This window comes from Bradyrhizobium sp. IC4060, from assembly GCF_020193715.1.
In the GTDB taxonomy this organism is placed as follows: domain Bacteria; phylum Pseudomonadota; class Alphaproteobacteria; order Rhizobiales; family Xanthobacteraceae; genus Bradyrhizobium; species Bradyrhizobium yuanmingense.
Genome location: NZ_JADYVJ010000001.1, coordinates 1,232,660 through 1,244,255 on the forward strand (window position 1 = coordinate 1,232,660; position 11,596 = coordinate 1,244,255).

The following is an 11,596-nucleotide window of genomic DNA, read 5'->3' on the forward strand; positions in this document are numbered from 1 at the left end:
CGGAACCAAGTTAAATCCCCGCAAGCTCGGGCCATGCGGACACCGGACGGAGCCTGCGGGAGCAGTGATCCGCTGTGGGCCTCCCCTTCCGACCACGCTGAGGAACATCAGCCGTTACGGGCGGACGTCCTTGTCGAGGGCATCGCGCCATTGCGGTCAAACCCGCCGGCCTCCCTCACACTTCCAGCCATTGCGCGCGAACGTCGCTGTTTGATTTCAGTTGCTCGGGCGTACCTTCGAAGACCACACGACCGTGCCCCATGACGTAGACGCGGTTGGAGATCTTCATCGCAATCGACAGCTTCTGCTCGACGAGCAAAATTGCGACGCCGGCCTGCGCAATGCGGGCGATGAGATCGCCGACCTGCTGCACGATCAAGGGCGCAAGACCTTCGGTCGGCTCGTCGATCATGATGAGATCGGGGTCGCCCATCAGGGTCCGGCACGTCGTGAGCATCTGCTTCTCGCCGCCTGACAGCACCCCCGCAGGCGTATCTGCCCGCGCGGCAAGATTCGGAAACATGTCGAGCATGTCCTGAAGCTGCCATTTGCCGGGACGCCGCGTATCCTTGATGCCGAGGAGCAGATTCTGGCGGACCGTCAGCCCCGGAAAGATGTCCCGATGCTCCGGCACATAGCCGAGACCGAGGCGCGCGATCCTGTAGCTCGGCAGCCCCGCGATGTCCTTGCCTTTGAAGCGGATCGTGCCTTGCGGCGCAACCTCGCCCATGATCGCCTTGACAGTGGTCGAACGTCCGACGCCGTTGCGGCCGAGCAGGCTGACGACCTCGCCTGCCGCAACGTCGAGATCGACGCCCTGGAGAATGTGGCTCTTGCCGTAATAGGCGTGCAGGTCCCTGACCTCCAGCATCAGTGCGCCTCCTCGCCGAGATAGGCTTCCTTAACTTTCGGGTCCCGCCTGATCTCCTCCGGCGTGCCGGAAGCAATGATGTGGCCGTAGACCAGCACGGAAATGCGGTCGGCCAGGCCGAACACAACGCTCATGTCGTGTTCGACGATGACCAGGGTCTTGCCCTCGGTCAGGCGCCGGATCAGCGACACCGCGCGGTCGGTCTCGGCGTGGCTCATGCCCGCCGTCGGTTCGTCCAGCAGCACGACGGTCGCGCCGCTGGCGATGGTGATGCCGATCTCGAGTTCGCGCTGCTCAGCGTAGGTCAACAAGCCGGCCGGAACATCGCGCCGATGCGTCAGATGGATGTCGTCGAGGATTTGCGCCGTGCGCTCGCGCACCTCCGGCAGGCTATCGACGTTCTTCCAGAAGGCGTAACGGTGCCCCGTCGCCCACAGCACGGCACAGCGGACGTTCTCCCAGACCGACATGCGCGCGAATACGTTGGTGACCTGGAACGACCGCGACAGGCCGCGCCGGTTGATCTCGAACGGCCTGAGGCCGGAGATCACATCGCCGTTCAGTCTCACCTCGCCCGAGGTCGGCTTGATGTGGCCACTGATGAGATTGAACGTCGTCGATTTCCCGGCACCGTTCGGACCGATGATGGCGTGACGCTCACCTTGCGCGACGCTGAGATTGAGATCGCGGATGATGCCGACATTGCCAAAGCGCTTCTCAACGGCGCGGACTTCGATCGCTGCCGTCATGCCAAGTACCCCCGATCGCGCGCGACCGTCGCCGCGCGGTCCCATGCCTCGGCGACGCGCCGCCAGCTCAGGCGCGCGACGAAGAAGCCGCCGATGAGGAGGACCGCCGCGCTCGCCCACGTCAGCGGCGACGCCGGACTGAAGGCAACGCCGAACAGGTTGATCGGATTGCCCTGACCGCTATGCGTGCGCGCGATCGATTCGATCGTCAGGATCACACCGCAAGCCAGTGCCAAGGTCGGCACCGCCGCGATCAGATAGGAAGGGATCACCGTCGGCAGAGTTCCGGCGCGAACCAGCGGCCGGTGCATCATGACCAGCCCGGCGATGCCGCCGGGGGACAGCATCACGATGCCGATGAAGATAATGCCGAAATAGAGCTGCCACACGCCGGTGACGCTGGTCAGCCCGAGCTGAAGATAGGTCACGAGGATTGCACCCAGGATGGGTCCGAAGAAGTACGCGACGCCGCCAATGAAGGTCGAGAACAGCACGAGGCCGGATTGGATCGCGCCGAGATAGGCGGCGTTGGCGATCTCGAAGTTGATCGCGGCCAGGCCCCCTGCCACGCCAGCGAAGAAGCCGGCAAAACAGAAGGCGATGTAGCGCACCACGTGCGGATCATAACCGATGAACTGGACGCGCTCGGGGTTGTCCCGCACCGCATTGCTGATTCGCCCCAGCGGGGTCCGCGTCAGCGCATACATCGCGACGGCCGAGATCACCAGCCAGAACGCGATGAGGTAATAGACCTGAAGCTGCGGGCCGAAACTCAAGCCGAAGATCTTCGGCAAAGCCGTGCGGTCGGTCGATATTCCGGACTCGCCGCCGAACACCGAACGCAGGATCAGCGAGGACGACGCCACCAGCTCGGCAATGCCGAGCGAGATCATCGAGAACACGGTACCAGCCCGCTTGGTCATCAGCCAGCCGATGATGATCGCGAAAACGAGGCCGCCGAGTCCACCGAACAGCGGTATGAACGGCAGCGGGATTGGCCAGCCGTGCGAGACCACTGCATTCATCATGTGGCACGCTGCGAAGCCGCCGAGGCCGTAATGCACCGCATGGCCGAACGACAAGAGGCCGGTCTGGCCGAGCAGGATGTTGTAGGACAGCGCGAACACGATCGCGATGCCGATCAGGCTGAAGGACGTCAGCGAGCCGCCGGAGGAGAAGATCAGCGGCAGCACGATCAGCACGGCGATGCCGGCAAGCCATATGCCGTAGAAGCGCAGGCCGTCGCCGGCCGGCTTCCCTGCGATTGTCGATGTCGGCGTCGATGTCGTTTTGGCGTTCATGTCTCGCGCGTCCCCATCAGGCCCATGGGGCGTACGATCAGAATGATCACCAGCAGCAGGTAGGGTACGATCGGCGCCACCTGGGCAATGGTGACGTTCCAGATGTCGGTGAGCACGGACGGCCCTGCCGACGGATCGAGCGGACCGAAGGCGCTCGCCAACGAACCGTTCAGCGCCACCGCGAAGGTCTGTATCAGGCCGATCACCAGCGAGGCGATGAAGGCGCCCGGCAAGGAGCCGAGGCCGCCAAACACGATGACGACGAACAGGATCGGTCCCAGCGCCGCGGCCATGTCGGACTGCGTCACCAGCGCCGGACCGGCGATCACGCCGGCAATTCCCGCCAGCGCGCTGCCGACGCCGAACACCAGCATGAATATGCGTCCGACATTGTGACCGAGATGCCCCACCATATGGGGATGCGTCAGCGCGGCCTGAACGATCAGGCCCACCCTCGTGCGCTTGAGCACCATCAGCAACACGATGAATATCAGGATCGACACAGCCAGCATGAAAATCTTGTAGGCGGGATAATTCGTCGAGAAGATCGTGAAGGCCGGAAAGTCGAGCAGCGCCGGCACGCGGTAATCGACGGGGCTCCTGCCCCACATCATCGCCACGATTTCTTCGATCGCGAACGCAAGACCGAAGGTCAGGAGCAACTCCGCCACATGGCCGTGCTTGTGCGTATTGCGCAGGCCGTAGCGCTCGACCGCCATGCCGATCGCGCCGACCAGCAGCGGAGCCAGCAGCAGGGCCGGCCAGAAGCCAATCCATTTGGTGAGCTGGAAACCGAAGAAGGCGCCGAGCATGTAAAAGCTGGCATGGGCGAAGTTGAGCACGCCCATCATGCTGAAGATGACGGTCAGGCCGCTCGACAGCAGGAACAGCAGCATGCCGAACAGCAGACCGTTCAGCGTCGATATAACGATCAGTTCAAGCACAGTAATCACACCTCTGGCCGGGACAGAAACGGCCCCGGCGAAGTCGGTCCGGATGCGAGCAGCAACCTTCCCGCGAGCCGCTGTCGGCTGCGGGAAGGCAAAGCTATTCCAGGCTTACGGCCGGGTCATCTTGCAGGTTGTGGGAACCATCGTCTTGGATGTGTCGATCTTGGAAACCAGATGCCATCCCCAGCCGGTGCCTTCCTCGTCGAACGGCTCGTCTGCAGCGAGCTTGCCGAAGGAGGAGATGTAGATCGGCTGGAAGAACTGGTGATCGTCCTTGCGCATGACGCCCTCACCGCCATCCAGCACCTCGAACTTGAGATCCTCGAGGGCAGCCGCGACCTTCACCGGGTCGAGCGAGTTGGCCTTCTCGGCCGCGGCCTTGAACATGCGCATCTCGTTGACGGCGCGCGGATACCAAAGCGACATGTTGACCTTGGCACGGAAGGTCTTTTCGAAGTCCATCGCCGGCTGGTGGCCGGAATTGGCAAAGCCCTCGGTGATCTGGAAGACCTGATGGTCGAGACCGGTCTGCTTGATTGCGGTCGGACCACCAGCGCCGCCGGCATAGTAGGTGTACCAATTGACCTTCAGGCCGGCGTCCGCCGCGGCTTTGAGCAGCAGTGCGATGTCCTGGCCCCAGTTGCCGGTCACGACGCTATCGGCGCCCGAAGCCTTGATCTTGGCGATATAAGGCGAGAAGTCGGTGATCTTCAACAGCGGATGCAGTTCGTCACCGACGATTTGGATGTCGGGCCGCTTGGCGCCCAGCATCTTGCGCGCATCCGCACGCACCGACTGGCCGAAGGAGTAGTCCTGGTTGATCAGGTACACCTTCTTGATCGCGGGGACATCCTTCATGTAGCTGGTGAGCGCTTCCATCTTGATGTCGGAGCTCGCATCCCAGCGAAAATGCCAGTAGCTGCACTTTTCGTTGGTCAGGCTCGGATCTACGGCGGCATAGTTGAAGTAGAGCACTTCCTTGCCGGGATTGCGCGTGTTGTTCTTGGTAACGAAGTCGGACAGCGCTGCGGCGACCGACGAGCCGTTGCCTTGCGTGATGAAGCGGGCGCCGGCATCGATGGCCTTCTGCGCCTGCACCAGGCTTTCCTGCGGGTTGGTCTTGTTGTCGAGAGGCAGAATCTCGATCTTGCGGCCCAATATGCCGCCCTTGGCGTTGATCTCGTCAGCCAGATACTGGAACGTCTTCAAGCCGCCTTCACCGATGCTGGCGCCACCGCCGGACAGCGGATCGATGTAGCCGAACTTGATTGTTTCCTGCGCGAATGCCGCTCCTCCGAGCATCGTCAGCGCTGCCGCCGCAGCAATTGCGAGCTTGTGCATCCTGGCCTTCTCCCTTTTGTATGTTCTTGTCCTTGGCGATCGAAGCTGACTCACAACGTCGGTCGCGCCCACTCTTCGCTACTCCAATATTGAATACTGTGTAAAGTTTTGGTGCAAGAAGTAATTGCGGCCTCAACGTGAAGATTGCCGCGCGCCGTCCGGAATATTGAATTCACAGGCAACTTTTGGGATCAAAGCCGCGCTCAATCTGCGGCTGACATCAAGTCCGAACGGGAAAGGATGAAGAGCGCGATCAGGGTCTCAGATTGGTTGCTTTATACCACTCCCCGACGGGGCTTGAGCCCCAAAAGGAACAGCCGCGAAAAATAATCGGCAATCTGCATCGGAGACCAGCTCCGCTCGTCCCTGAACCAGATCGGGTACCAGTGGCCCATTCCAGTCAGAACGCGTTCGGCGAAGTAAGTGTCGACGCTGCGGAAGTATCCCTCGTCGATCCAACACTGGTGGTTTCTCTGGTCCTGCTGGATCGTTGCGAGCACCTGCCTGACATAGTGCTTGCGGTCAACGTCGTTGAGATAGTTGATGTTGTGGTAGGTCGCCTTCGGGCCGCAAGGGGTATCGTGCAGCATCAACAACAGGCGGACTCTCTGGACGACGTAATCGAACGCCCCGAGCCTCAGGTCCTGCAAATATTCTCGAATCCCGATCTCACCGCCCAGACCTCTTCGCAGGCAAGCCAGCAAGAGGCGCTCCTTCTCGCTGAAATGATAATAGATGCCGGCGCGGGTCATGCCTGCCTCCGCCGCGATGCTCTCGAGCGACGTACCGGACGCGCCCCTTCGATTGAAACTGTCCGAAGCAATCGAGAGCATCCTGTCCAGCTTCGCGGCGCGCTTGTTCAATTTCGAGCGGGACTGGAGAAATGGTGCCAGGCTCGGCGCTTCAGGCATGTCCGGTAAGGCAATCTCACGCCGATACACCCCATGCGTGATGATGTCGTCAATGGCATCAATCGCCTGCTGGCGCGAATAATAGTCGCGCTCGGAGAACCAGAACGGAACCCAATCCAGGATGGAGATGAGGGCGACGGCCGTAAGGAGCGGCTCCTCGCAGGCAATCGAGCCGTCGGCAATGCCACGCTTCAGAAAGTCGGCGAGCAGCGCGGCATTCTGCCAGCGCCTGGCATGCACGTCTTTGCTGTAAGACGCAGCCAGTGCATCGATGTCGGAGAACAGGATCATGCGCTGGCCTTCAGGCCGCAGCCGGGCTCTTATGAAGCGCCTGACGATTTCGAGCCCGTCTATCCCGGGTTCGGCCGCCGTCTCGATTTCGTGCCTGTAGATCGCAAGACCGCGCAGGTAGCAGTGAAAGATCAGGTCTTCCTTGTCGCGGAAGTAGTGGTACAGCGCTCCCGGCACCGATCGAACCGATGCTGCGACCTGCTCCATCGTCACATTCGCATAGCTATGGCGGGCAAACAGCTTGGAAGCCGACACGAGGATCTCTTCAGCTCGGTCGGACGGGAAGGCGGCGACTTGCAAGCTTGAATATCCTTCCTGATCGTGGACGGATTCACCCCGGTGAAACGTCCACTACCACACGTCGGATATTCTTGCCATCGGACGAGGCGTTAGGCCAGTATCGCCCGCAACCCTCGGACGGCGGTGCAAATGAAGACGCAGCCGATGATTGCAGGCGCGCCGTAGATCGACGCCGAACGCCCTATCTCATGCCGTCACGGATCATGTATCCGGCGCCGCGGATCGTGTGCAGCAGCGGGCGCTCGAAGCCCTTGTCGATCTTGGAGCGCAGCCGCGAGATGTGCACGTCGATGACGTTGGTTTGCGGATCGAAATGATAGTCCCAGACATTCTCCAGCAGCATGGTCCGCGTCACCACCTGGCCGGCGTGCTTCATGAGGTATTCGAGCAAGCGAAATTCGCGCGGCTGCAGCGTCAGCTCGTCCTTGCCGCGGGCGACGCGATGCGAGAGCCGGTCGAGCTCGAGATCGCCGACGCGATAAAGCGTCTCCTCGGCGGGACCGCCGCGGCGGCGAGACAGCACTTCGACGCGGGCCAGCAGCTCGGCGAAGGAATAGGGTTTCGGCAGATAATCGTCGCCGCCGGCGCGCAGACCCTTGATGCGGTCATCGACCTGCCCGAGCGCGGAGAGAATCAGCACCGGCGTCGTATTGCCCTTGTCGCGCAATGCGCCGATCAGCGACAGGCCGTCGCGCTTGGGCAGCATGCGGTCGACCACCAGCACGTCGTATTCGCCGTTCTCGGCCATGGCGAGGCCTTCCTCGCCGTCGGCGGCGTGGTCGGCGATGTGTCCGACTTCGCGAAACGCCTTGGCGAGGTAGTCGGCGGATTCGCGGTCGTCTTCGATGATGAGGAGGCGCATCGTGCGTTCGGCGGCGGTCAAGGAGGTCAACCTTCTCTAAACATGGCGCGAGCGGCGACCGCATGCAAGCCGAGCAGGAGAGGCTCGAAGCGGGGAAAAAGGCGGGCGGTGAAGCTGGGGGGACCTCACCGCCCTAGGCCTTCCGACGGAGGGGGGCGTAATTCCACCGGAAGGTAGATGAGGGAAGCCAGCGTTGCGCTGCTTCCCCGAAGGGCACCGGCGGCGGGGGCGACTGATGCCGGCGGTACCCTTCATCTCGTAGGCCTCCTGAAGGCCTCAGCCCTTGGCGATGGGCACCGCGACGAAGCGCGACTGGCCGCCGCTCTTCACGCGCATCAGGACGCTGTTCTTGTTGTCGGTCCGCGCCGCGTTGATCGCGTCGCGGACTTCGCCGGCGGTTGCCACGCTCTTGCCGCCGACCTCGAGGATCACGTCGCCTTCCTTGAAGCCGCGTTCGGCCGCCGCGCTCTTCGGATCGACCTCGGTGACCACGACGCCTTCCTTGCCGGCACCGGCCACGGAATTGGCCGGCGCAACGGTCATGCCGAGCTTCGGCACGTCGGTGCCCTTGCTGGCGCCCTTGCCGCTGTCCTTGTCGGTATCGGCCTTGGCTTCGACCGTATTCGGCAACTGGCCGAGGGTGAGGTTGACGACCTTGTCCTGGCCCTTGTGCAGCACATTGAGCTTCACGGACGCGCCGGGCGCCATGCCGCCGATCGTGCGGGCGAGCTCGCGGGCATCCTTGACGGGGTCGCCGTTGACCGCGGTGATCACGTCGCCGGACTCGATGCCGGCCTTCGCGGCCGGACCGTTGGCCTGCGGCTCCGCCACCAGCGCGCCTTCGGCCTTCTTCATGCCGAGGCTGTCGGCGATGTCGGAGGTGACGGGCTGGATCTGGACGCCGATCCAGCCGCGGCTGACCGAGCCCTTGTCCTTGAGCTGCGCAACCACGCTCTTGACGGTGTTGGCCGGGATCGAGAACGCGATGCCGACGCTGCCGCCGGAGGGCGAGTAGATCGCGGTGTTGACGCCCATCACCTCGCCGTTGGTGTCGAAGGCCGGACCGCCGGAATTACCCTTGTTCACGGGCGCGTCGATCTGGATGAAATCGTCATACGGGCCGTTGCCGATGTCGCGGCCGCTCGCCGAGACGATGCCCGCGGTCACGGTGCCGCCGAGACCGAAGGGATTGCCGACCGCGAGCACCCAGTCGCCGATCCGCGGTTTGCTGTCGGCGAGCTTGGCGAAGGGGAAGTTCGTGCTGCCTTCGACCTTGATCAGCGCGAGGTCGGTGCGCTGGTCGGTGCCGATCACCTTGGCGGTGTAGGTCTTGCCGTCGTCGGTGGTAACCTCGACCTTGTCGGCGCCATCGACCACGTGGTTGTTGGTCACGGCATAGCCGTCAGCCGAGATGAAGAAGCCGGAGCCCTGCCCCTGCACGACGCGGCCACGGCCGCCCTTCAGGCCGGGGGGCAAACCATCCGGACCACCGAAGCGGCGGAAGAAGCGCTCCATCGGCGAGCCCGGCTGGAACGGCGAGGAGGAATCGTCGCCGTCGTCATTGCTCGCGGTCTTCTCCTTCATGTTGACCTTGACCGAGATCACCGAAGGCTTCACGCGCTCGACGACGTCGGCGAATCCGACCGGACGCTCGACCTTGCGGACCTCGTTGTTGACCTGCGCATGCGCCGGGCTGGAGAACAGGTCGGCCGGCGAGGACGACGGGCTGAAGCCATAGACGGCCGCGCCGAGACCGGCGACGACGGAAGCCATCAACGCGAGCTTGCGCGCGGAAAACACCGACCGGCGCGGCTGCCGGTAGGACGGGAGGTTCGAAAGGTCGATACGATCGTTCATGCGGAAATCTCCAGAGCCCTGAATTCCTGTTGGTGCCGGATGCCGGCACCTTGCGGACCTGAAGATGGGGACTCCCGCCTTACCGCGCGCTGGCGGCGGGGTTAAACTTTCGTAATGATGGTCGAGGCCGATGCGGCAGTTTAGCACAGGCCAAAAATCGTGGTCTTACAGGAACTTAATCGAGTTCCCCGACAAGGCGGCAGGCGCGAATTCTGGCCCCTCAGCTCGCCCTGACACTGACGATGAACTCGTCGACTTCGCGCTTCAAGGTCTCGGCCTGCCGCGACAGATCGACGGCCGAATCCCTGGCTTCGGCCGCCATGCGGCCGGTCTCGGCCGAGGTGGAGGTGATCTGGACGATATGGTTGGAGACGTCGAGGGTTCCGCGCGCGGCGTCCTGGGCGCTGCGCGTGATCTCCTGTGTGGCGTTGCGCTGCTGGGCGGTGTCGACCTCAATGCCCGACATGATCGACGAGATCTCCGACAGCGTCCTGGAAATGCCGTCGATCGCGCCGCGGGTCTCCGCGGTGATGCCCTGAATGCTGGCGACCTGCGAGGTGATCTCCTCCGTCGCCTTGCTGGTCTGATGCGCCAGGTTCTTCACTTCCGAGGCGACCACCGCAAACCCCTTGCCCGCTTCGCCGGCCCGTGCCGCCTCGATGGTGGCGTTGAGCGCCAGGAGATTGGTCTGCGATGCGATCGCCTGGACGAGCTGGACGACCTCACCGATCTTTTCGGCGGCATCCGACAGCGTGTGAATGGTATCGCGGCTCTTCTCCGCCTGGCTTGCAGCGCCTTCGGCGCGCTGGGTCGCGTCCGTGACGCGGCGGCTGATCGTGCCGATCGAGTTCGTCATCGCCTCGGCGGACCCTGCAACCGTCTGCACGCTGGCGCTGGCCTGGCTCGCCGCGCTCGCGACCGCATTGGCCTTGGTGCTGGTGTCGTTGGCGGTCCGCGACAGCGTCTCCGCGTTGGTCTTCAGATGCACGGCCGATGACGCCACGCTGGCGACGACACTGGCGACGAGATCGTTGAAGCGCTTGATCCTGTTATCGAGGAATTTCGACCGCTCGGCCTGATGCTGCGCTTCATGCAGCTGCTGCTCGGAGAGGCGGCGCCGCTCGATGCCGTTGGTCTTGAACACCTCCAGCGCACCGGCGAGCAGGCCGATCTCGTTGGTGCGGCCGAGCCCCGGGACTGATGTCTCGAACTTCTGGTCGGCAACCTCGCGCATGGCATGCACGATGGCCGCGAGGGGATTGAGGATGCCGTTGCGCACGGCGAACCAGGTGGTGAAGCAGATCGCGAAAGCGACGACGGCGATCACGCCGCAGGCGACCAGGAAATAAGAAAACGCGGTCTGCGCCTGCTGGTAGATCTGCATGGCATGGTCGCGCGCCGGGCCGCTCAGCGCGGCGAAGTTCGAGGACAGGCTGGTGATCTCGTTGTTGAGATAGAGGACCGCGATGAAGCCGGTGCCGCCGCCGATGCCAAGCAGGAACAATAACGCAGCGACGACGGCGCCGACCAGGAAGCGGATCGTCAGATTGCTGTTCGCGAACATCGGGGGACTCAGGAGCTGGAATCAAATCTCGCGACAAGCTTCCAGACAAAGGTCAATTTAGCATGAACCACGCAGCCGTTGCCGCGCACTGCGTGGCACGACGTAGACGGCTTCAGGGCGATTTGGGTTCGTCCGACATCAAGGCCGCGAGCCGTGCCTTCTCGTCGGGCGTGAGCGGCGGTGCCGGTACGTCCACACCAGTTCGCGAGCGGCGGCGGATTTGCAGCCACAGCGCCAGGCCGCCGCCGATCAGCAGCACCGGCCCGAGCAGCCACAGCAGCAGGGTCTGCAGCTCGAAGCGCGGCTTGAGCAGCACGAACTCGCCGTACCGCGCCACCAGGAAATCGAGCACCTGCGAATTGCTGTCGCCGGCCGCGATGCGCTCGCGCACCAGCAGTCTGAGATCGCGTGCCAGCGGCGCATCGGAATCGTCGATCGACTGATTCTGGCAAACCATGCAGCGAAGCTCGCGCGACAATTCGCGCGCGCGCGATTCCTTCACCGGATCCGGCATGATCTCGTCGGGCTGCACGGCGTGGGCCGCCGGCAAAGCCAGCAACACCAACGCGATGAACGCGGCCATCATCCGGCGCATCGGG

10 protein-coding genes are annotated in these 11,596 nt (G+C 63.3%); all 10 read right to left on the bottom strand.

Annotated features, from left to right (window positions below; translation table 11 throughout):
• Positions 1 to 175 precede the first annotated feature (175 nt).
• Positions 176 to 871: an ABC transporter ATP-binding protein gene (locus I6F16_RS05855; RefSeq protein WP_036005758.1), complete on the bottom strand. Its 696-nt coding sequence runs from the start codon at positions 869 to 871 to the stop codon at positions 176 to 178.
• Positions 871 to 1,620, bottom strand: coding sequence for an ABC transporter ATP-binding protein (locus I6F16_RS05860; protein ID WP_036005761.1), 750 nt, complete (start codon positions 1,618 to 1,620; stop codon positions 871 to 873). The genes I6F16_RS05855 and I6F16_RS05860 overlap by 1 nt, the downstream gene beginning before the upstream one ends.
• Positions 1,617 to 2,921: a branched-chain amino acid ABC transporter permease gene (locus tag I6F16_RS05865; RefSeq protein WP_225111756.1), complete on the bottom strand. Its 1,305-nt coding sequence runs from the start codon at positions 2,919 to 2,921 to the stop codon at positions 1,617 to 1,619. Before I6F16_RS05865 ends, I6F16_RS05860 begins: the two co-directional genes overlap by 4 nt.
• Positions 2,918 to 3,865: a branched-chain amino acid ABC transporter permease gene (locus I6F16_RS05870; RefSeq protein WP_036005767.1), complete on the bottom strand. Its 948-nt coding sequence runs from the start codon at positions 3,863 to 3,865 to the stop codon at positions 2,918 to 2,920. Before I6F16_RS05870 ends, I6F16_RS05865 begins: the two co-directional genes overlap by 4 nt.
• A gap of 114 nt (positions 3,866 to 3,979) precedes the next feature.
• Positions 3,980 to 5,212, bottom strand: coding sequence for a branched-chain amino acid ABC transporter substrate-binding protein (locus I6F16_RS05875; RefSeq protein ID WP_036005770.1), 1,233 nt, complete (start codon positions 5,210 to 5,212; stop codon positions 3,980 to 3,982).
• Positions 5,213 to 5,487: 275 nt separating this feature from the next.
• Positions 5,488 to 6,714 (bottom strand): TetR family transcriptional regulator, encoded by a 1,227-nt coding sequence (locus tag I6F16_RS05880; protein WP_162131158.1) that lies wholly within the window; start codon positions 6,712 to 6,714, stop codon positions 5,488 to 5,490.
• A 181-nt stretch (positions 6,715 to 6,895) separates the two neighbouring features.
• On the bottom strand, positions 6,896 to 7,576 hold the full coding sequence (locus tag I6F16_RS05885; protein WP_036023302.1) for a response regulator transcription factor: 681 nt from the start codon (positions 7,574 to 7,576) through the stop codon (positions 6,896 to 6,898).
• A gap of 276 nt (positions 7,577 to 7,852) precedes the next feature.
• Positions 7,853 to 9,433 (bottom strand): Do family serine endopeptidase, encoded by a 1,581-nt coding sequence (locus tag I6F16_RS05890; RefSeq protein ID WP_225155614.1) that lies wholly within the window; start codon positions 9,431 to 9,433, stop codon positions 7,853 to 7,855.
• A 220-nt stretch (positions 9,434 to 9,653) separates the two neighbouring features.
• On the bottom strand, positions 9,654 to 10,997 hold the full coding sequence (locus tag I6F16_RS05895) for a HAMP domain-containing methyl-accepting chemotaxis protein (protein WP_036005777.1): 1,344 nt from the start codon (positions 10,995 to 10,997) through the stop codon (positions 9,654 to 9,656).
• A 112-nt stretch (positions 10,998 to 11,109) separates the two neighbouring features.
• A complete protein-coding gene (locus I6F16_RS05900; protein WP_036005780.1) occupies positions 11,110 to 11,592 on the bottom strand; it encodes a cytochrome c-type biogenesis protein in 483 nt (160 codons plus the stop codon).
• Positions 11,593 to 11,596: the final 4 nt, after the last annotated feature.